The 20,114-nt window shown below is 72.0% G+C and carries 20 protein-coding genes and 1 pseudogene; 15 read left to right on the top strand and 6 right to left on the bottom strand.

All coding sequences use genetic code 11. From position 1 onward, the window contains the following. The first annotated feature begins 19 nt into the window (after nt 1–19). The 5 genes from VH969_RS14825 to VH969_RS14805 are packed head-to-tail and all read left to right on the top strand — an operon-like array spanning nt 20 to nt 2,828. On the top strand, nt 20–439 hold the full coding sequence (locus tag VH969_RS14825; protein WP_331974362.1) for a roadblock/LC7 domain-containing protein: 420 nt from the start codon (nt 20–22) through the stop codon (nt 437–439). An 11-nt stretch (nt 440–450) separates the two neighbouring features. Continuing rightward, nucleotides 451–864, top strand: coding sequence for a DUF742 domain-containing protein (locus tag VH969_RS14820; RefSeq protein ID WP_331974360.1), 414 nt, complete (start codon nt 451–453; stop codon nt 862–864). Continuing rightward, nucleotides 845–1,471 (top strand): GTP-binding protein, encoded by a 627-nt coding sequence (locus tag VH969_RS14815; protein ID WP_331974358.1) that lies wholly within the window; start codon nt 845–847, stop codon nt 1,469–1,471. Before VH969_RS14820 ends, VH969_RS14815 begins: the two co-directional genes overlap by 20 nt. A gap of 15 nt (nt 1,472–1,486) precedes the next feature. Beyond that, nucleotides 1,487–2,338: an MHYT domain-containing protein gene (locus VH969_RS14810; protein WP_331974356.1), complete on the top strand. Its 852-nt coding sequence runs from the start codon at nt 1,487–1,489 to the stop codon at nt 2,336–2,338. Between the two features lie 43 nt (nt 2,339–2,381). Continuing rightward, entirely contained in the window at nt 2,382–2,828 is a 447-nt protein-coding gene (locus VH969_RS14805) for an SRPBCC family protein (RefSeq protein ID WP_331974354.1), read from the top strand. Here the strand turns inward: VH969_RS14805 and VH969_RS14800 are convergent. Then, nucleotides 2,825–3,982, bottom strand: coding sequence for a VanZ family protein (locus VH969_RS14800; RefSeq protein ID WP_331974352.1), 1,158 nt, complete (start codon nt 3,980–3,982; stop codon nt 2,825–2,827). The genes VH969_RS14805 and VH969_RS14800 overlap by 4 nt on opposite strands. Before the next feature lie 97 nt (nt 3,983–4,079). On the opposite strand from VH969_RS14800, the gene VH969_RS14795 reads away from it, so the two are divergent. Both VH969_RS14795 and VH969_RS14790 read left to right on the top strand, forming a co-directional pair. Continuing rightward, a complete protein-coding gene (locus tag VH969_RS14795; RefSeq protein WP_331974350.1) occupies nt 4,080–5,429 on the top strand; it encodes an MFS transporter in 1,350 nt (449 codons plus the stop codon). 76 nt (nt 5,430–5,505) lie between these two features. Further along, nucleotides 5,506–6,231, top strand: a complete 726-nt coding sequence (locus tag VH969_RS14790; RefSeq protein WP_331974348.1) for a creatininase family protein — start codon at nt 5,506–5,508, stop codon at nt 6,229–6,231. Nucleotides 6,232–6,290: 59 nt separating this feature from the next. On the opposite strand, the pseudogene ribA reads toward VH969_RS14790, so the two are convergent. The 5 genes and pseudogenes from ribA to VH969_RS14765 form a co-directional block, all read right to left on the bottom strand. After that, nucleotides 6,291–6,845 (bottom strand): annotated as a pseudogene (gene ribA / locus VH969_RS14785) (GTP cyclohydrolase II); the annotation flags it as partial. After that, nucleotides 6,842–7,897 carry a lysylphosphatidylglycerol synthase transmembrane domain-containing protein gene (locus tag VH969_RS14780; protein WP_331974346.1) on the bottom strand — a complete coding sequence of 352 codons (1,056 nt, stop codon included), beginning with the start codon at nt 7,895–7,897 and terminating at the stop codon, nt 6,842–6,844. The gene VH969_RS14780 and the pseudogene ribA, both read right to left, overlap by 4 nt. After that, the gene (locus VH969_RS14775) at nt 7,894–8,970 is read right to left on the bottom strand and encodes a glycosyltransferase family 4 protein (RefSeq protein WP_331974344.1); all 1,077 of its coding nucleotides are present in this window, start codon (nt 8,968–8,970) and stop codon (nt 7,894–7,896) included. Before VH969_RS14775 ends, VH969_RS14780 begins: the two co-directional genes overlap by 4 nt. After that, nucleotides 8,967–9,365: a 6-pyruvoyl trahydropterin synthase family protein gene (locus VH969_RS14770; RefSeq protein ID WP_331974342.1), complete on the bottom strand. Its 399-nt coding sequence runs from the start codon at nt 9,363–9,365 to the stop codon at nt 8,967–8,969. The genes VH969_RS14775 and VH969_RS14770 overlap by 4 nt, the downstream gene beginning before the upstream one ends. A 19-nt stretch (nt 9,366–9,384) precedes the next feature. Continuing rightward, nucleotides 9,385–10,350, bottom strand: coding sequence for a zinc-dependent alcohol dehydrogenase (locus VH969_RS14765; RefSeq protein WP_331974340.1), 966 nt, complete (start codon nt 10,348–10,350; stop codon nt 9,385–9,387). Nucleotides 10,351–10,391: 41 nt separating this feature from the next. On the opposite strand from VH969_RS14765, the gene VH969_RS14760 reads away from it, so the two are divergent. From VH969_RS14760 to VH969_RS14725, 8 genes are all read left to right on the top strand, one after another. Continuing rightward, entirely contained in the window at nt 10,392–11,069 is a 678-nt protein-coding gene (locus VH969_RS14760; protein WP_331974338.1) for a CDP-alcohol phosphatidyltransferase family protein, read from the top strand. Nucleotides 11,070–11,106: 37 nt separating this feature from the next. Continuing rightward, complete coding sequence (locus VH969_RS14755) at nt 11,107–11,322, top strand: nuclear transport factor 2 family protein (RefSeq protein WP_331974336.1); 216 nt, start codon at nt 11,107–11,109, stop codon at nt 11,320–11,322. Between the two features lie 110 nt (nt 11,323–11,432). After that, nucleotides 11,433–11,822, top strand: coding sequence for a response regulator (locus VH969_RS14750; protein WP_331974334.1), 390 nt, complete (start codon nt 11,433–11,435; stop codon nt 11,820–11,822). Between the two features lie 120 nt (nt 11,823–11,942). Next, nucleotides 11,943–14,018 (top strand): hypothetical protein, encoded by a 2,076-nt coding sequence (locus VH969_RS14745; RefSeq protein WP_331974332.1) that lies wholly within the window; start codon nt 11,943–11,945, stop codon nt 14,016–14,018. After that, nucleotides 14,011–15,570, top strand: coding sequence for a hypothetical protein (locus VH969_RS14740; protein WP_331974330.1), 1,560 nt, complete (start codon nt 14,011–14,013; stop codon nt 15,568–15,570). The genes VH969_RS14745 and VH969_RS14740 overlap by 8 nt, the downstream gene beginning before the upstream one ends. A 173-nt stretch (nt 15,571–15,743) precedes the next feature. Then, nucleotides 15,744–17,954 carry a choice-of-anchor J domain-containing protein gene (locus tag VH969_RS14735; protein WP_331974328.1) on the top strand — a complete coding sequence of 737 codons (2,211 nt, stop codon included), beginning with the start codon at nt 15,744–15,746 and terminating at the stop codon, nt 17,952–17,954. 175 nt (nt 17,955–18,129) lie between these two features. Then, complete coding sequence (locus VH969_RS14730; protein WP_331974326.1) at nt 18,130–18,891, top strand: esterase/lipase family protein; 762 nt, start codon at nt 18,130–18,132, stop codon at nt 18,889–18,891. 140 nt (nt 18,892–19,031) lie between these two features. Continuing rightward, on the top strand, nt 19,032–19,976 hold the full coding sequence (locus VH969_RS14725) for an LLM class F420-dependent oxidoreductase (protein ID WP_331974324.1): 945 nt from the start codon (nt 19,032–19,034) through the stop codon (nt 19,974–19,976). Nucleotides 19,977–20,114 lie beyond the last annotated feature (138 nt).

The following is a 20,114-nucleotide window of genomic DNA, read 5'->3' as shown; positions in this document are numbered from 1 at the left end:
CGATCCGAGGGAGGGGTCGATGACCACCGACAGCACCACCACGACCGAGCCCACACTGGGCTGGCTGGTCTCCGCCTTCACCCAGGACGTACCCGGCGTCACGCACGCCGTGCTGGTGTCCGCCGACGGCCTGCTCGTCGCCGCGAGCGAGGGACTGCCGCGCGACCGCGCCGACCAGATGTCCGCGCTGACCGCCGGGCTCACGAGCCTCACGGTCGGCGCCGCACAGCTGTTCACGGCGGGCCGCGTCGTGCAGTCGGTGATCGAGATGGAAGGCGGCTTCCTGCTGCTGATGAGCGTGGGCGACGGTTCCCACCTCGCCGTGCTGGCGGCCTCCGGCTGCGACATCGGGCTCGTCGGCTACGAGATGACGTTGCTGGTCGACCGCGTCGGGCGGATGGTCGACACCCCGGTCCGTGGGGCCGAGGACAGACCCTGAACGGAAGACCCGTGACCGACGCTCCCGCAGACGCCCTGGCGCACGCGCCTGCCGACCCGCTGGCGGAGGGGCCGGCGGACGCGCCCGCCGCGCTGGCGCGGCCCTACTCGTGGACCGAGGGCCGCACCCAGCCGAGCGTCGAGCTCGCCGTCGAGGCGCGGGTGCGCACGACACCGCTCGGCCAGGCGCTGCCGCAACGCCGGGCGAGTGCCATGTGGACGGTGACGCAGCTGTGCCTGCAGCCGCGTTCGGTCGCGGAGATCGCCGCGCACCTGTCGGTGCCGCTGGGAGTGGCGCGGGTCCTCGTCGCGGACCTGCTCGGTGAGGAGCTGGTGGTGGTCGAGGCGACGCTCACCGCCGACTCCGGCATCGACGAACGACGCCGGCTGATCGAGAGGGTGCTCAGTGGACTTCGTGCCAAGTAGCGCGACACGTGCGCGGATCACCTCCGCGAAGATCGTGGTCGCGGGCGGCTTCGGCGTCGGCAAGACGACGTTCGTCGGTGCCATGTCCGAGATCGCGCCGGTGCGCACCGAGGCGCTGATGACCAGTGCCGGCGTCGGTGTCGACGAGATGGTGGTGACGTCGGCCAAGATGTCGACGACCGTAGCAATGGACTTCGGCCGCATCACGCTGGCCGACGACCTCGTCCTCTACGTCTTCGGCACGCCCGGCCAGCACCGCTTCTGGTTCATGTGGGACGACATCGTCCTGGGGGCGATCGTCGCCATCGTGCTGGTGGACACGCGCCGGCTGGCGGACGGCTTCGCGTCCATCGACTACTTCGAGGCCCGCGGGCTTCCCTTCGTCGTGGCCGTCAACCAGTTCGAAGGCGCCCAACGCTTCTCCACCGAGGATGTCCGGGAGGCACTCACGCTCCCGGACGACGTCGTGATCATGAACTGCGACGCCCGCTCCCGCGACTCGGCCAAGGAGGTCCTGATCGCGGCGAGCGAGTACGCATTGGCCAAGCTGGCGCCCACCCCGGCCCCACTCCCCAAGAGACCGGTGCGAGCGCGCGGCGCACACTGAGGAGCACCCCCGCACATGTCCCTCGCCGTCGACCATGTCCACCACTTCGATCTCGGCAGCTGGCTCGTCGTCTTCGCCTACATCACCTCGGTCGTCGGATCCACCGTCGGCCTCGCCTGCACGGCACTCGCCGGCACCGCGCGCACCGAGGCGCTACGCGTCGGCTGGCTCGCCGCCGCCGCGCTGTCCATCGGCGGCGTCGGCATCTGGCTCATGCACTTCATCGCGATGCTCGGCTTCACCACCCCGGGCCTGCCCGTGCGCTTCGACGTCGCCCGCACCGCGATCTCCGCGCTGCTCGCGATCACCGCGGTGTTCGTCGGCCTGCTCGTGTTCGGTGCCCGGCGGACGTACTCGCTGTGGCGCCTGCTCGCGGGCGGCGTGATCATGGGCGTCGCCGTGGCCCTGATGCACTACACCGGCATGTGGGCGGTCAACCTCAAGGGCACGATCTCCTACGACCCGGGCCTGGTCGCCCTGTCCGTCGGGATCGCGGTGTTCGCCGCGACCGCCGCGCTCTGGTTCACGGTGGCGACCGGCCGGCTGTCGCTGCGCGTCCTCGCCGGCCTCGTGATGGGCGTGGCGGTCACCGGCATGCACTACACCGGCATGGCCGCGGTCCGCGTTGATCTCGAGCCCACCGCGCCCGCCCCGGCCGGCGTCGAGGTGTTCACGTTCCTGCTGCCGGTGTTCGTCGTGGGCGCGCTCGCGCTGGCCGGCACGATCACCGCGGTCCTGATGGCGGTCCCCGGCGAGCCCGCCGGCGAGGACATTCCGCGGCGCGCGGAGACCGTGCCGGCCGAGCCCAAGACGGCATCGAAGGAGGAGGTCGCGGCCTCCGGCGAGCCGCTTGGTTCCGCCGGCTGACCTGCGGCATGATCGTGCCGCACCAACGACCCGAGGAGTGTCCATGGCCGGTCAGTTCGAGGCCACCATCGAGATCGACCGTCCCGTCGCGGAGGTCTTCGCCTTCCTCGCCGACGGCGAGAACGATCCGAAGTTCAGCCCGCGCGTGCAGAAGATCGAGAAGACCACCGACGGCCCGACCGCGGTCGGCACGGTCTACAGGAGCACGGTGAAGGACGCGGGCATGACGACCCACCGCGAGTTCAAGATCACCGAGTTCGTGCCGGACGCCAAGATCCGCTGGGCCGAGCAGTCGAAGAACGCCGTCACCGCGGCCGAGGGCGGCTACGACTTCGAGCCCGTCTCGGCCACCCGCACGAAGCTGCGCATCTTCAACGTCCTCGAAGGACACGGTTTCGGCAAGGTCATCGCGGGCTTCGCGCTGTCCGCCGCCCGCAAGGACGCGCCGCACTTCGCCGAGCGCATCAAGAAGGCCGTCGAGGCCTCCTAGCTCGCATTGACCTTCGTCACGGTCGTGGTCGTGCCCGACGGGTCCGGGCCGGCCACGATCGCGACGTTGCGGGTGCGGGACAGCCGCTCGTGCGGCGCCGCCTCCTTGCCGAAGAACACCGCGAGCGGCGTCCAGATGCCGACCAGGAACAGCGATACCAGCATGCCGAGCGGGATCAGCAGCTGCCCGGGGTCGGCGAACACGTCCCAGTCGTCGACCGACAGCGCGAGCCAGAGCAGCCACAGCGGGGAGAAGAGAATCCCGTTGCGCACGAGCAGCGACACCGGGCCGGCCCGCCGGCCGTTGGTCCGCTCCACCTTCAACAGCATCGCCCGCTTGCCGACCGTGGCGCCGGTCAGCACCGGCACGAGCAGGAACCAGACCGCCGCGAGCACCGCGATGATCGGCCCGCGCCCCTCGGCCGGCCCGCCGAACAGCACGACGAGCCCGACGACCAGACCGGTCAGCACGACGAACCCGACCGCGTCCGCGAGCAGCGCGAACAGCCGGCGGCTCACGGTGACCTTTGTGGCGTAGCGGCGGCGTTCCCGCTCCGGCTCGACCGGCGGCAGCACCCGGCCGAGCGGCCCGGCGACGAGCCAGCCGAGCACGGCGCCGACCGTGTTGAGCATGATGTCGTCGACGCTGAACAGCCGGTACGCGCAGGGGTAGACGAACCACAGCCCGGTCAGCTGGGTCAGCTCGAAGAGCAGCGAGACCCCGAACGCGAGCGCGGTGGCCGCGACGAACCGCACGCCCGCGAGGTAGCGCAGGAAGAACCCGAGCGGCGCGAGCAGGGCGACGTTGAGCGCGGTGCTCCAGACCGAGCCGTAGTGGATCAGCGCACCGGGGCTCCAGTCGCCCTGCGCGCGCTCCCGCAGGACCTGCACGAAGTAGAACGGCCGCAGCTGGGGCGTGCTCGCGTAGTTGTTGGCGGCACAGTAGCCGGCGGGATCGCTCGGGAGCGGGATGACCGTCTGCAGCGCGGCGGCGAGCAGGTAGAAGAGGAACGCGTAGAAGACCAGCGTGGTCCAGCCGCCCGCCCGGCCGCGGCGGCGGTAGCTGACCACCGCCACCGGCAGCATCACGATCAGCACGATGAGGGGGAACATCGAGAGCGCGGTGGTGACCGGCAGCAGGAAGGTCTCGAACACGGGCGGCTAGTACCCCGTTTCCAAGATCATCAAGCGTTTTTGTCCACTATGGACTTGTCGGCCGGCGCCGACACGTCCGGGGCGTACGGTCGGACGGGTGAGCGCACGGGACACTCGCGTACTGCTGGTCACCATGTGCGTGGGGTACTTCCTCGTCCTGCTGGACGTCACCGCGATGAACGTGGCCGTGCCGCGGATCGCCGCTGAGTTCGGGGTCGGCGGTGGGCCGCTCGCGTGGGTGGTGACCGGGTACTCGGTGCCGTTCGCGGCGTTGTTGCTGGTCGCGGGGGCCACCGGGGACCGCATCGGGCACCGGCCGATGGTGCTCGCCGGGCTGGTCGTCTTCGGCCTGGCGTCGCTCGGCTGCGCGCTCGCGCCCGGCATCGGCTGGCTGATCGCGGCGCGCGCGGTGCAGGGCGCCGGCGCGGCGCTGCTGCTGCCGGGCACGCTCGCGGTCGTCACCGCCGCCTATCCCTCGCCGCGGGCGCGGGCCCGGGCCATCGGCGTGTGGGCGGCGATCGGCGGGATCGCGCTGCCGGCCGGACCGGTGCTGTGCGGCCTGCTCGTCACGGCCGTCGGCTGGCGGGCGGTGTTCTGGCTGAACGTGCCGCTCGTGGTGGCCGGCCTGGTGGCGGCGTTCGTGGTGCTGCCGCGCGACACCGGCGACCGGTCGCGCCGGCCGGACGTCGTCGGCGCTGTACTGGGCACCGCCGCGCTGGGGCTGCTCGTCGCCGGGGTGGCCGGGCGGTCGTGGACGCTCACCGCGGCTGCCGTCTCGGTGGGCGCGCTGTTCGTGGCCGCGCAGCGCCGGGGCGACCCGATGCTGCCCCTGGGCCTGTTCCGGGACCGATCGTTCGTGCTACCCAACCTCGGCGCGGTCGTGATGAACGGCGCCACCCTCGGAATGATGTTCCTGATGACCCAGTTCCTGCAGGACGTCCGGGGCCTGGATCCGCTGCACGCCGGCCTGGCCATGCTGCCGGTGTGCCTGCCGCTGGTGCTGCTGCCGCCGTACGCGGGCCGGGTGATCGGCCGGCTCGGCCCGGGACCGGTCGCGGTGGTCGGCCTCGGGACGACCGCGTGCGGCATCGCGCTGCTGGCCCTCGCCGCGCCGGAGACGCCCTACCCGGTGCTGCTCGGGGCGATGGCGATCTGGGGCATCGGCCTCGGCATCCTGACCCCGGCCCTGGTGAGCGGCGCGGTCGCGGCGGTCCCGGCCGACCGGTCGGGCCTCGCGAGCGCGGTGAACAACACGGCCCGCCAGTCCGGTGGCGCGCTGGGCACCGCGGCGTTCGCGGCGATCGCCGGCCCGGTGGCGGGCGCGGGCTTCCTCGCCGGCTTCCGGATCTCGGCCCTGGCCGCGGCGGCCATCTGCGCCGCCACCGCCGCCACGACGGCCGCCCTCGGCGCCGGCCGCCGCGCCCCGGCCACCGCCGGCGGCCGCTGACCACTCACCGGGCAGCCGGAACCGTCGCCCACGGCGGGGCGGGCGGCCGGCGTTCTCGAGCGGCCATGATGGGCACATGACCGACGACTACCTCCTCCCCCTCAGCACGGCGACCGAGGAACGCGAGCGCGACGCCGACGTGGCGCTGCTGCCTGTCGGCAGCTTCGAGCAGCACGGCGACTTCCTGCCGCTCGCCACCGACACCGTCATCGCGGTCACCGTCGCCCGCGCCGTCGGCGCCGCGTACCGGGTGCTGCAGCTGCCGCCGGTCACGATCTCCTGCTCGCACGAGCACGCCGGCTGGCGCGGCACGGTCAGCGTCTCCGCGGCGACCCTCTACGCCACGGTCACCGACATCGCGGAGTCGTTGCGCCGCGGCGGGATCGGCAAGCTCGTGCTGATCAGCGGCCACGGCGGCAACTACGTGCTGGGCAACGTCGTGCAGGAGGCGAGCGCCCGCGGCGAGCGGATGGCGCTCTTCCCCACCGAGGTCGACTGGCTCAACGCGCGCGCGGCCGGCGGCGTGGAGCTGGGCCCGGAGAGCGACATGCACGCCGGTGAGCTCGAGACCTCGCTGCTGCTGCACGCCCACCCGCAGGTCGTACGCGCGGACTACGCCGACCACGACGAGCTGGCCGACGAGCGCAACCGGATGCTGACGCGCGGGCTCGCCGCCTACACCGCGTCCGGCGTCGTGGGCCGGCCCTCGCTCGCCTCGGCCGCCAAGGGCAAGGCCGCGCTCGCCAACTTGGTGGAGTCGTTCGCCGACGTGCTGGCCGCGCTCGGCAGCCCCTCGAGGTGAGGCAGGTAGTGGTCCAGCCGCTCGCGTTTGGTGCGCAGGTACGGCAGGTTGTCGTCGGTCGGCGTGGCCAGCAGCGGCACGCGCTCGGTGATGCGGATCCCGTTGTGCGACAACGAGTCCAGCTTCTTCGGGTTGTTCGACAGCAGCCGGATCGAGCGCACGCCGAGATCGTGGAGGATCTCGGCGGCCATGTGGTACTCGCGGGCGTCCACGGGTAGGCCCAGCGCGAGGTTCGCCTCGACGGTGTCCAGCCCCTCCTCCTGCAGCCGCATCGCGCGCAGCTTCGCGAGCAGGCCGATCCCCCGGCCCTCGTGGCCCTTGAGGTAGATCAGGATGCCCGCGCCCTCGGCGACGATCTGCCGCATGGCCGCGGACAGCTGGTCGCCGCACTCGCAGCGGGTGGACCCGAACGCGTCTCCGGTGAGGCACTCCGAGTGCACCCGGGTCAGCGGCGTGCGGCCGGTGACGTCACCGTGGACCAGCGCCACGTGCTCGTGCCCGCCCCAGCGGTCGTAGTAGCCCACGGCGTGGAACTCGCCGTACACGGTGGGCAGGCGGGTGTCGACCACGCGCTCCACCGCTGCGTTGCGCCCGATGTCGGCCAGGTTCGTCATGCGGTCACTTCCTGTCGGCGTCCCTGTCCACGCTGTTCCCGTCGGCGGACGAGCATCAACGCGCCCGGCAGGCTCGCGACGAGCCCGAGGAGTCCGTACACCACGGCGGTGGTGAGTCCCTGCGCGGCACCGAGGCCGGCGGCCGCGAACATCAGCACTGTCGCACCCTCCCTTGGTCCCCAACCTCCCACGTTCACCGGCAGCCCCATCGCCAGCAAAGCGACGATCACCAGTGGAACCAGCTCGCCGGCGGGCAGGTTCGCGCCCGCCGCGTGGGCAGCGATCACGAACAGCGTGACGTGCCCCGCCAGGACCGCGGCGGACAGTACGGCCACCGCGGGCCACGCGTCGCGGGCGAGCAACCCGTGGCGGACATCATCGAGCGTACGACGCCAGCGCGAGTCCGGCCCGGTCCAGCGGCGCATGGCCAGGTAGGCGAACACGACCACGGAGGCCACGATCAGCACGGCCAGCCCGATGTCGCGGGCCGGTGCGATCGTCGGACCGGCCAGCAGCACCACGACCCCGGCCACCACCACGACAGCCTGCCCGGCGGTCCGCTCGAGGACCACGGCCCGCACGCCGGCGCCGACGTCGCCCTCGTCGCGGCCGTGCTGGACCGCGCGGTGGACGTCGCCGAGCACGCCCGCGGGCAGCACCGCGTTGAGGAACAGCGCCCGGTAGTAGTCCGCGACGGCCCGGCGCAGCGGCAGCCGCAGCCCGAGCCGGTGGGCGACGAGGCACCAGCGCCACGCGCTGAGCACCGTCGTCACGAGGCCGATGCCGAGCGCCGCGGCGACCTCGCCGACGTCGATGACCCGGAAGCCGTCGAGGAAGCCGTTCGCGCCGACCTTCCAGACCAGCGCGACGACGATGCCCACGCCGATGAGCAGCTTCGCCCAGGCCCACAACTTGCCCTTGTTCAGGCCCCGCTTCGCGCGGGCCGGCCCGGAGGTCTCCGTCGTGGCCGGCTCGACCCGCACGGGGAGCAGGACCTGGCCGGTCCGTTCCCCGTCGGCGGTCTCCCGTTCGGTCGGTTCCTGCAATGTCATGCCGCGCATGAGGGTTCTCCCTGCAGCCGGTCGAGTAGGGCGGCCAGCCGCAGCGCCGCCTGGTTCCAGTCCTCGAGGTGACGCCTGCGCTGGCGCGCGGACTCGCGAAGGCGGCCGCGCAGCGAGGCGTCGGTCAGGTAGCGGCGTAGCGCCTCGGACAGCGCGGCCACGTCCCCGGGTGGCACGAGCAGTCCGGGCACGCCGCCGTCCGGCGCCTGCCCGAGCGTGTCGGGTAGCGCGTCGACATCGGAGGTCAGCACCGGGATCCCGCGAGCCAGCGCCTCGGTCACGACCATGCCGTACGTCTCGCCCCGGGAGGGCAGGACGAGCAGGTCGGCGCGGCCGAATCGGCCCTCCAGCTCGGCGTCGGGCAGCGGGCCGGTGATCGACATGCGGTTCGCGAGCCCGTGCCGGGTGATCAGCGCGTGCACCCTGTCCACGAACCGCGGGTCGCGGCGCACGGAGCCGACGCACTCGCAGGTCCAGCCGAGGTCGGCGACGCCCGCGAGGGCCTCGGCGAGCACGTCCTGGCCCTTGCGCGGGGTGATCGACGCCAGGCAGAGCAGCCGGCCGTCGGTACCGGTGGCGAGCGGCGCGGGCTTGACCCCGGGGGTCGCCACGTGCACGCGGCCCGGGTCGAGCTCGTGATGCTCGACCGCGCGGCGCGCGGCCCACGCGCTGGTCGCGATCACCGCGGACGCCGCGTGCAGGGTCTCGCGCTCGAGGGCGTCGAGCGCGACCGCGCGGTCGGCCGGCAACCCGTACTCGTCGGCGAGCGGGAGGTGCAGCAGGATCGCGATGCGCAACCGACGCGCGTGCGGCACCACGAACTCGGGCACCCCACACGCGACGAGTCCGTCCAGCAGTGCGACGGACCCGTCCGGGAGCTCGCCGAGCACTCTGGCCAGGTGGATGCGGTCGGCCTGGTCGGGAGTCGGCCAGCGGCCCGGCACCGTGACCTCACGCAGGCCGAGGACCTCGCACATGCGGCGGTCGTAGGCGTTGCCGCCGCTCGCGAGCGTCACGTCGTCGACGTCCGCCGGCAACACGAACGTGGTCTCGGCCGCACTCACAGCGCGCGCCTGTAGTCGGCCCACGCGACGTGGGACTCGCGCAGCAGCACCGAGAGCTCCGCGAGACCCTTGGCGCCCGCACCCAGCGCGCCCGCGTGCACACGCTCGGCGAGCCGGTCGGCGACGACCTTGGCCAGGAACTCGGTGGAGGTGTTGATGCCGGCGAACTCGGGCACCTCGTCGAGGTTGCGGTAGTTGAGGTCGCCGAGGACGTTGTTCAGCTCGCGGGTGGCGAGCCCGATGTCCACGACGATGTTGTCCGCGTCCAGCTCTTCGCGGGAGAAGGTGGCGTCCACGATGAACGTCGCACCGTGCAGCCGCTGCGCCGGGCCGAACACCTCGCCGTTGAAGCTGTGCGCGACCATCACGTGATCGCGGACGGTGAGGCTGAACACCCCGGCCTCCTGCTGTCGACTAAGTGCTGTCGTACATAACACGCAGGCAGAGGGCAGAGGGTTCATCGCTGATCAATCTGGGCAGCGCAACCGGAAGGTCGTCAAACCGACATTCGCTGGTCACGAGCGCGTCGTACGCCGGATCGGCGAGCAGTTCGAGCGCCACGGCCAGCCGTTCGGCGTAACCCTTTCGGGTGCCGCGAGCCGGTGCGACGGTCCCGACCTGGCTCGATCGCAAGGTCAACCGTCGCGAGTGGAACCACTCGCCGAGCGGCACGCTGACCCGCCGGTCTCCGTACCAGCTCAGCTCGACGACCGTGCCCTCCCGCGCGAGCAGCTCCAGGCTGCGGGCCAGGCCCGCGTCGGTGGCGCTCGCGTGCACGACCAGGTCGAGGTCGCCGCCGGCGGCGGCGGGCGTGGCGAACTCGACGCCGAGGGCGGCGGCGAGCGTCGCCTTGCTCTCGTCGACGTCGACCAGCTGCACGTGGGCGGCGGGGATCCCCGCGAGCACCCGGGCGACGCTGGCCCCGACCATGCCGGCGCCGACCACGGCGATGCGGTCGCCGACGTGCGGGGCGGCGTCCCAGACGGCGTTGACCGCGGTCTCGACGGTGCCGGCGAGGATCGCGCGCGCGGGCGGGACGTCGTCGGGCACCGGGGTCACGGCCGAGGCGGGCACGACGTAGCGCGTCTGGTGGGGGTAGAGGCAGAACACCGTCCGGCCGGTGAGCGGGCCCTGCTCCACCACGCCGACGTTGAGGTAGCCGTACTTGACCGGCCCGGGGAACTCGCCCTCCTGGAACGGCGCGCGCATCACGGCGTGCTGGCTGGCCGGGACGCCACCGCGGAAGACGAGCGACTCGGTCCCGCGGCTGACCCCGGAGTAGAGCGTGCGCACGACGACGTCGTCGGGGCCGGGCGCCGGCAGCGCCACCGGTCGCAGCTCGCACTCCCCCGGTGCGCGCAGCCAGAACGCGCGCTCCATCCTCTGCCGCCTTCCGCCGGTTATGCTCATGATCACCATACGTGCTTTCCGGAGGTGCCGTGCTGCCGCTGCGGGCCGTGCTGGTCGGCCTGGCCGCGCAGGCGGTCGTGCTGGCGGTGCTGCGGGCGGGCGCGTGGGGCTGGTTCACCGGCGTGGCGTTCGCGGCCGTGACGTGCGGGACGCTCGCGGTGGGGCTCGCCAGGACCGGCACCCGGTCGCTCGGAGCGGCCAACCTCGTGACGCTCGTGCGGGCGGCGCTCGTCGGCGGGGTCACCGCGCTCGTCGTCGAGGCACGCTCGCCGGCGTGGGTGGTGGCGGTGGCGGCGCTCGCGCTGGCGATGGACTTCGCGGACGGCCAGGTCGCGCGCCGCACGGGTACCGCGACGCCGCTGGGCGCCCGGTTCGACATGGAGATCGACGCGTTCCTGCTGCTGGTGCTGTCGGTGTACGTGGCGCTGTCGCAGGGCTGGTGGGACGTGGCGATCGGCGCGTGGCGATACCTCTATATAGGCGCGGGGGTGCTCGTGGGGTGGCTTCGCCTGCCGCTGCCGCCGAGCCTCGCCCGCAAGACGGTCGCGGCGGTGCAGGGCGTGGCGCTGGTGGTCGCCGCGTCGGGCCTGCTGCCGTCCGGGCTGGCGGTGGCGAGCACGGCGACGGCCCTGGCAGCGCTCACGCTGTCCTTCCTCCGCGACATCGGCTGGCAGTACCGCCACCGCTAGGTACGGAAATGTCGGGGCCGCGTGCTCTACTCGCGGCATGGATCAGGTCGTGCGTGACGTGCTCGACGCCCTCGAGCGGCGGGACTGGCCCGCGGTCCGTCCCCTGCTGCACCCCTACCTGCACTGGTCCGACCCCGCGGCGACGCTGCGCGGCCGCACCAAGGTCCTGGCACACCTCGCCCACCATCCGCCCGGCCGGCCACCCCGCGAGTACGAGTTACGCGACGGGCAGATCTACCGCTGGACGGGCTGAAAGTCCCTGTGGCACAGGGACTTTCTGCCCTGAGCGCCCGGGCCGATGGACGGCGGCGTATACGAGACAGAGCGGTCTACCGTGTGCCTGCGAACCGCAGGGAGGCCACGGTGGGGATTCGGATCCTGCTCGTCGACGACCACGAGCTCGTCCGGCAGGGCATCGCGGACCTGCTGGCCGCGGAGGCGGACCTCGAGGTCGTCGGCCAGGCGGCGACCGTCGCGGAGGCGCTCGCCCGCGCCGACCAGATCGAGGCCGACGTCGCCGTGCTCGACGTCCGCATGCCCGACGGCAACGGGCTCGACCTGTGCCGCGAGCTGCGGGCCCGCCGGCCGCGGCTGCGCTGCCTCGTACTCACCTCCGACGACGGCTCGCGCGCGGACGCGATCACCGCCGGCGCGTCGGGGTTCGTGCTCAAGCAGGTGCTCGGCATGACCCTGGTCGACGCGGTGCGCACGGTCGGCGCAGGCGGCAGCTTCATGGACGAGGTGCACCACTGACAAGCGCGGCCCGGGACAGGTTACGAGACAGGTATTCCCGGCAAGATCACCGCTAACGGCGCAAGCAGTACCGTCGACACAGTGAGTGACGCCCGCTCACCCTGGGCCCAAGGAGGTGCCGTGCCGAGCAGAGCCCTGCACTGGGCAACCGAGGCCGACCACCTACAGCGCTTCCTCTCGGCACTGCACCGCACCCCTATCCCCACCGCACCGCCGCCCCACGACGGCTACCAGGAGGCGCTCGGGCTGAACCTCCTCGCGCTGGCGCTGCGCCTCGAGCACATCGACCGCATGACCGAGGCGCTCACGCTCGCCGACTCCACCCACATGGCCCGCTCGGTCAGCGTCGACATCGACACGAACGTCCTTACGCCCGAACAGAAGTGGGCGCTGCGCACCGATCCCGGCGGCGTCGGCGGCCGGCCGAGCGGCGTGTGGCTGCCGGTCTCCCGCCAGGCCCGCACCGACATGGCCCCGGTCGTCGTGCGGGACGCGGCCGGCAACGTCGTGCCGCGGATGCCACAGGTCGAGACCGCACAGGCGCTGATCCACGGCATGTGCAAGGCATTCCGGATGTTCCTGACCTCCGACCGGCGCACCGAGCACCCGAACGCGTTGCTGCACACCGTGAAGCACAACTCGAACCGGTCGCGCTGGCTCATCGAGGCGACCATCGCCGACCTGATCACCGGCGGCGGCCGCGGCGGCCACCCGGTCCCGCCGCCCGGCGCCCGCGGCCGCGCGACCGACTCGGACACCATCCGCGACAAGGCGGCGCTCGCCGTCGAACAGCTCTTCCAGCGCGACAGCCCGTTCCTGCGGCTGCTCGACGTCGCCTCGCAGGAGTACCTGCTCGTGGTCGAGGTGCCGACCTACAAGGCGCAGAGCTTCCTGCGCTACGACGCCCCAGTGATCCCCGCGCGGTCGCACAACCTGCGTACCCGCAACACGTTCGCGCGGTCGGCCACGTTCCGCCACGAGTTCACCGTCCGGTACTCCACGCTCATCCCGCGCGCGGTGAAGTCCTACCACGTGACGCTCGAGGTGCCGCCGGAGATCCAGGTCCGCCGGTTCTTCATGACGAGCGACGTCGACTCCCCCGCGCTGCGCTCGCTCGTCGACGACATGCGCACGGTCTCCGAGAGCTACGACCGGCTCCGCGCGGTCACGCCCAAGCTGCTCGAGCTCGAGCTGCAGGGCATCGCCTCCCGGCTCGCCGAGTTCGGCCGCCGCCGCTACCGCGACCTGGAGTCGTTCCGGACCTACATCGAGGAACGCTACGCGACGTTCTCCGCCCGCTCGCCCCGCTTCCCGGCCTGGCGCGAGGCGAGCTCGCCCGAGTCCAGCCTGCTGCCCGACCGGCCCGTGGTCACCCGGCTCGCCCAGTTCGCGCACCTCTACGAGACCGACCACTACCGCAAGCTCGCCGACGGGATGATCACCCGCGACACCCTCGACAGGCTCGCCGACGAGCTCGTCGAGTCCCAGGTGGACAAGGACATCCACGTCGACAACGACCCGCGCGAGAACGCCGGGCACGCGCAGTGGCAGCGGCGCCCGTTCGGCATCGACCCGCAGCCGGTCGAGCCCGTCGCGTCCACTGTGTACGCCGTGCTCGTCGACGACCCGCCGTCGCTCGCGTCGAACGTGGGCAAGCTGCTGCTCGCCGTGCTGCTGCTGGTCGTCGGCTTCGGTGTCGTGCTGGAGCCGACGCTGTTCACCGGCGTCCCGCTGCTCGGCGATCTCAACGCGCGGTTCCGGCCCAGCGCCGAGGGCGGCGACTCCCCGATCTCGTCGGCGGACGCCATCGTCACCATGCTCCTGCTCGTGCCCGGCCTCCTGCTGTCCCGATTGGACATTCCGTCCAACAAGACCGTGCTCGGCCAGCTGCGCCTGTTCTCCCGCTACGTCGCCTACACCGCGGTGATCATCGCCGGCGTGCTGGCGCTGCTCGTCGCGTCCGGCCGCAAGGACGCGCTCGACGGCCCGTTCGTGTTCGGCATGGTCGCGCTGCTCGGACTGTTCCTGCTCGTCGGCGCGGACTCCGTGGGCAAGGCCGTCAAGCGCAGGCGGCGCGTGCCGGTCAACCGGACCAGCCCGATGTGGCTCATCGGCGAGATCCGCCGCCGGCCCGTCCGGCACTGGAAGCGGCCGCGCGCGGAGTTCTCCACGATCGAGAGCGAGGACCATGCCTAGCACCGGCCTGCAACACCCCGCGCTCGCCGCGGTCGCCGCACGGGCGGCGAGCGCGGGCAGCCCGGCCGTGCTCTTCGACGTCACGCACTTCGGCGCCGGCGGCGCCGACACCCCACGCACGCCACCGACCGACGTCACCCCGCCGACCGCGAAGGACCGCGTCGCCACCGAGACCCTCGCGTTCCACCTCGCCGGCATGGGCTTCCAGCTGCACACGTGGTCGCCGCTGACGCCGAGCAAGCAGATGGACATGGTCACCGACAACCGCATCTCGGTGTGCCGGCACGAGTCCGACACCTCCGGCACGGCCCACCGGCTCTACAGCGGCAGCGTCGCGATCAACCCGGACTTCCTCTACGACACCGCGCACAGCACCGAGTTGCTGCTGACCCTCGACTACGCCGCCTGGCGGCCGGACTACGCCGACTCGCTGATGATCGCGCTCGCCTACCACGGCATGCTCGACGCCACCACGCCCAACGCCGACGGCATCGGCATGCCGGTGCTGTTCCTGCAGTCGCCGGTCGCCCCGTTCCGCGACCCGCCGCGTCGCTTCCGCGAGGACGGCTCCGGCGAGGCACCGCGGCTGCCGAACGGGATGGCGCTGCGCATGATCGTCGGCTTCGACGTCTCCAACCGGCACAAGCGGATCGAGCTCGTCTGCGACATCGCCGCGTTCGCCGCCGAGCACGGGTTCGGCCTGCAGGTGACCGACCGCCGGTTCGGCCGGGTGCGCGGCGAGTGGTGGTCGGTGCTGCCGCCGGACCACGACCGCTACGTCGAGCGCAAGACCGAGCTGTTCGGCTGGGCGCCCGACGGCGTGCCCGCCGCGGCTCAGCTGGTCACGTTCGTCGGCCCCGCCCGCATCGGCTCGTCGGCCGCGATCGCCGCCGACCTGCTCGCGCGCCACGTCGGCATCCTCGCCGTCTCCGAGGCGTCCATGCAGGAGATCGCGTTCCTCAACCTCGCGGTGCCGATCGCGCCCGCCCGCATCGGCAAGACCCCGTCCGACGGCTCCTGCCTGCCGATCACCGACGGGATCGGCCAGCTGGCCAGCTCGTGCGGGCTGACCCGGCGCCAAGGAGTGCGCGAGCGCAGCACGATCGGCGACTCGGCGGCCGCGGACTACCGCGTCCTCGCCACCGGCCCGGTCCGCCCGCGGATCGAGGAGTCCGTCAAAGAGACCGACCACCCCGTCTGGCTGTCGTGGGGCATCCCGCTCGAGCCGGACCCGGCGCTGCGCCCGGACGTCGCCGAGCTCGTCCTCGCCCAGCTGAGGGAGGCGACCGACCGCGTCACCGACGGCCAGATCGACTACTACCGGGTACACGTGGGCGCCGGCGGGCGGCTGACGGGCCGCGCGAAGATCACCGTCTCTCTCGTGCCGGGCGTCCACCGCGGTGACGTTCCGTCATTGCTGAGCGAGCTCTGCCCGTGGGCCCAGCGCGAGGTCGCCGCCCGCCTGGTCCGCGACGACGTGCCGCTGAGCGCCATCCGGCTGCGGATCGCATGGCGCGAACGCTGGCTCGGGCGCTCCAGCACGATCGCCTGACCTGCGCAAACACGACTCAGTCTGACATTACTCCGAATGCCGACACATTCGGACGTCCGATTGTGAAACGTCTGCCTCTCGCTCACCGAAAGGGTCTGGTGCGAGACAAGTACACACGCGCGCGCGTACGTGGACACCCCTTCGCCGCGAGCGCGTAGAGCGAAAGGGATTCCATGCGACGTAGCCGATTACTCTCGGCGGCAGCCGCGCTGCTACTCGTTCCCCTGCTGCAGGTTCTCCCGGCTTCGTCGGTCGGTGCGGCGCCGAGCGACGACTCCACCCCGGCAAGCGACGTGCGGGAGCTCGTCCGCAAGGACTTCAAGCTCGACGGCAAGAAGGTCCAGGCGCCGGCGAAGTACACGCCCAACGCCCAGACCAGGGCCAAGGCGCTGGCCGCGGCCGACCCGACCCCCACCGTCGGCACGGTCCGGCAGTGGCTCGGTCTGGACGACTTCAACGGCATCCTCTACCGCAAGGACTACACCCTGCGGGCGGTGGGCGAGAAGATCGAGGTCTGGGTCGCGAACGACACCGCCTTCCCGGCCGGTGACTGCCGCACGCAGATCCCGAACACCACGACGGTGACCGACGCCCAGGCGCAGGAGCTGGTCGACGAGTTCGACAACAACATGTTCCCGAAGGAGACGGCGACCTTCAGCACCCCGCCGGACCGCGACGGAACGAACTCGCAGATCGCCCCGGACGCCAACGGCAACGGCGGCGTCTACACCGGTGACGGCGACAAGACGGTCGCGCTGATCGACAACGTCCGGGACGACAACTTCTACGACTTCCCGGCCGCGCCGACCTACATCGCCGGCTTCTTCTCGGCGCAGTTGAACTTCCTGTTCGACCGCAACGTCATGACGATCGACGCGTTCGACTGGGCGCACCGCAGCGGCGCCAACCCGCCGGACGAGCCGACCGCCGACCCGTGCACCAGCCGCCCCGGACGCCCGCACCTCTACGAGGGCACGTTCGCGCACGAGTGGCAGCACCTGCTGCACAACTACACCGACCCGTTCGAGGGGAACTGGATCAACGAGGGTCTCTCCGACTTCGCCCAGACCCTGGTCGGCTATGTGGACGGCACCAAGACGGTGTTCGACAAGGGCGGTGACAGCCACATCTACTGCTTCCAGGGCTTCGGCTCGGTGCAGACACCGTTCAACCCGAACCCGAGGGACTGCGGTGGACCGGAGAACTCGCTGAACATCTGGGACGAAGGCACCCCGAGCCAGGTGCTCGCCGACTACGGCAACGCCTACTCGCTGATGCTCTTCCTCTACGACAGGTACGGCGAGGCCTTCATGTCCACGCTCCACCGCGACGGCGAGCGCCAGGGGCTGGCCAGCCTCGACGCCACGCTCGAGTCGGTCGGCGTGCACGACATGTACCGCGTGCTCCACGACTTCCAGACGATGGTCCTCATGGACAAGATCGTCGGGGACTCGGCCCGCGGCATCATGCTCGGCGTCCCGAAGAAGCGGGTGACGACCCCGAGCCTGCGCTCGACGGTCAACTTCGCCAACCCGAACGTCAACGACGACCCCGGGGCGGCACCCAACGGCGCGGACTTCGTCCAGCTCCAGCGGGCCAACGGGACACCGTTGCGTGGCATCGACCTGAGGTCGCTGAACTTCCAGGGCGCCACCACGCTGCCGTCACTGCCGCTGACGTGGTCGGTCGTGAACGACGACCCGGACCGGCCGGGCAACCCGGTGCTGTGGTCGGGCAACGGCAACAGCATCAACGCCACCGCGGTCACGTCCGTCGCCGTGCCGACGGCCGACCCGACGCTGCGCTTCAACGCGAAGTACGGCGCCGAGCTCGGCTTCGACTACGGCTACGTCGTGGTCTCGACCGACGGCGGCGCGACGTTCACGCCGATCGCCGGTGACAAGACCGTCACCGCGCCGCTCGGGCCGGGCCTGAACGGCACGACGAACGGATTCGAGCCGCACTCGTTCGACCTGTCCGCGTTCGCGGGCCAGACGGTACTGCTCGGCTTCCAGTACGTCAGCGACGGCGGCGTGAACGAGGGTGGCCTCAAGGTCGACGACGTGACCGTCGGCGGCACGCTGGTCAGCGACGGGTCGAGCCTTGACCCGTTCGACTCGCCCACCGAGATCCACCCGACCCCGGTGAACAACTGGAACGTCCGCGTCATCGGCTACGACGAGCGGAACCAGATCGGCCTGCAGGCCGAGTTCAACGGGAAGAACCAGGTCCGCCTGGGCACGCTGCAGCTGCTGGTGTTCGCGCTGTTCCCGAAGGTCGTCGTCGAGGTCGCCTACGACGAGCCGACCGAGCAGGTCCAGCAGTACGCGCCGTACACGCTCACGGTGAACGGCGTCGTGCAGCCCGGCGGTGGAGGCGCCTGACCCGCTGCTGAACTGATCCGGCAACCAGGAACCCCGGTGCGTGGCTTCGGCCGCGTACCGGGGTTCTCCCGTTGAGCACCGGTTTTCCTACTTTCTACCGTTGAGTAACAACACCGGTACGCCTTAACGTGAGTTTCACCACGGGCCCTGCCCCTGCACCCGTTGGAGGGACTCGATGAAGCGTCTCCGTCCGGCCACCCTGCGCTCACTACTCACCGGAGTCGTCTGCGCACTCCTCGCAGTGTTCTTCTGGCCCGGCGAGTCCGCGGCCGCCGACAAGCCCGATCCGGTCGTCGTCGTCAACGGCACGTTCGGCCCGGCGTTCTTCTACGAGCCGCTCGCGAGACGGCTGCGCGATGACGGCCACGAGGCCTTCGTCTTCGAGCTCACCAACCTCGGCACCGGCGACATCGCCGGCACCGCGCGCGACCTGGCGGCGTTCGTCGACGACGTGCTGGCCCGCACCGGCGCGGCGAAGGTCGACCTGGTCGGGCACTCGCAGGGCGGGCTGGTCGCCCGGCAGTACGTGAAGTACCTCGGCGGCGACGCCAAGGTGGACAGCCTGATCAGCCTGGGCGCACCGCACTACGGCACCGCGGTCGCCAACATCGCGGACTTCTTCGGCGGCGGCAACTGCCTCGGCATCGTTGCCTGCCAGCAGATGGCCGTCGGCTCGGACTTCGTCAACGCCCTCAACGACGGCGACGACACGATCGGCTCGGTCCGGTACACGAACTTCTACACCTCGCTGGACGAGCTCGTCCGCCCGGTGGCGAACGCCGCGCTGCAGGACGGCGCGACGAACGTGCGGATCCAGTCGCAGTGCCCGCTGCGCGTGGTGGAGCACGTGGGCCTCGCCCTGGACGGCACCGTGTACTCCGGCATCCACGACGCCCTCGCCGGCCAGCCGATCAGGCTGAACTGCTTCGCCGTCTGACGCATCCGGCGGTGTGACGCCGACCCTCCGGCCCCATCCGGCCACCGCCGGGCCACGCCGGATCCGGCGCCCTCCGCGCGGATCCGACTGCCGATCGTTTGCCGGAAACCGTTGGTACGGCAGCGCGTAGGGTGAGCGCGGTGAAGATCAGCGTGGTCGCCGCGGCACGGGAGGACGAGCAGCCACCCACCGAGGCCATCGAGGTCGCCGTGGCGGCCGACCGCCTCGGCTACGGCGAGGTGTGGCTCGGCGAGGGACCGACGTGGGACGCGTTCGCGCTCGCCGCCGCCGTCGGCACGGCCACCACGCGGATCGCGCTGACCGCCGGGCCCGTACCGGTGTCGGTGCGCGACCCGCTGACGATCGTGCGGGGCGCCGCGTCCGTCGAGGCGGCCGTCGGGCGGCCGGTCGGCGTCGCGCTCGGCACGTCCAGCACGCGCGTCGTCGAGGGCGTGCACGGCCGATCGCGCGCGAAGCCGGTCGGCGACCTGCGCGACAGTGCCGCCGCGTACGTGGCGCACCGGCGCGGCGAGTGGTTCGGCGCCACCGGTACGCACGGCTTCCGGCGCCGCCTGCCGCCCGCCACGGGACCGCTGACGATCGCCGCCTTCGGCGACCGGGCCATCCGCATCGCCGCGCGCCACGCCGACCGGATGCTGCTCGACCTGGTGACCCCGGCACAGGTCCGCGACCTGCGCGCCAGGCTCCACGCGGCGACCGGCGAGCCGCCACCGCTCGCGGCGTGGCTGCCGGCCGCCGTCGACCCGGACGAGGCGTCGGACGCGCAGCTGACGCGTTCGCTGGCCGGGTACCTCCCGGTCCGCGGCTACCGGGAGATGTTCGTGGCCGCCGGGTTCGGCGCGGCCGTCGACCTGGCCGACCGGGGCGCCCCGCACGGCGAGCTGCTGGCCGCGCTCCCCGTCGAGGCCGCCCGTGTCGTGGGCCTGGTGGGCGATGCGGGCACGGTTCGCGCCCGCATCGCCGAGTACGCCGAGGCCGGCCTCGACGAGGTGGCCGTCGTCCCCGCCACGGCCGGCGACCCCGCCGGCGAACGCACGCTGAGCGCGCTGGCCGGTCCTCTGTAGACCATCCAGGTGGTCATGCGGGAGGACACCGCATCAGGCACCTTTGGTAGGTGGTGCGCATCCGCGTCACCTTCCTAGGATCGGCCGACTCGATTCTTGTCTGGAAAGGAACCTCGTGCGGTTAACACGCCTTCACCG

The organism is Actinophytocola sp. (genome assembly GCF_036555685.1).
Classification (GTDB): Bacteria; Actinomycetota; Actinomycetes; order Mycobacteriales; family Pseudonocardiaceae; genus Actinophytocola.
The sequence above is the reverse complement of the archived record's forward strand: the minus strand, read 5'-3'. Positions and strand labels throughout refer to the sequence as shown.

Bases quoted from the DNA above. Each gene is read 5' to 3' on its own strand.
- VH969_RS14825 (WP_331974362.1), top strand. From the start codon at position 20: ATGACCACCGACAGCACCACCACGACCGAGCCCACACTGGGCTGGCTG.
- VH969_RS14810 (WP_331974356.1), top strand. From the start codon at position 1,487: ATGTCCCTCGCCGTCGACCATGTCCACCACTTCGATCTCGGCAGCTGG.
- VH969_RS14805 (WP_331974354.1), top strand. From the start codon at position 2,382: ATGGCCGGTCAGTTCGAGGCCACCATCGAGATCGACCGTCCCGTCGCG.
- VH969_RS14790 (WP_331974348.1), top strand. From the start codon at position 5,506: ATGACCGACGACTACCTCCTCCCCCTCAGCACGGCGACCGAGGAACGC.
- VH969_RS14780 (WP_331974346.1), bottom strand. From the start codon at position 7,897: ATGACATTGCAGGAACCGACCGAACGGGAGACCGCCGACGGGGAACGG.
- VH969_RS14765 (WP_331974340.1), bottom strand. From the start codon at position 10,350: ATGGAGCGCGCGTTCTGGCTGCGCGCACCGGGGGAGTGCGAGCTGCGA.
- VH969_RS14755 (WP_331974336.1), top strand. From the start codon at position 11,107: ATGGATCAGGTCGTGCGTGACGTGCTCGACGCCCTCGAGCGGCGGGAC.
- VH969_RS14740 (WP_331974330.1), top strand. From the start codon at position 14,011: ATGCCTAGCACCGGCCTGCAACACCCCGCGCTCGCCGCGGTCGCCGCA.
- VH969_RS14735 (WP_331974328.1), top strand. From the start codon at position 15,744: ATGCGACGTAGCCGATTACTCTCGGCGGCAGCCGCGCTGCTACTCGTT.
- VH969_RS14730 (WP_331974326.1), top strand. From the start codon at position 18,130: ATGAAGCGTCTCCGTCCGGCCACCCTGCGCTCACTACTCACCGGAGTC.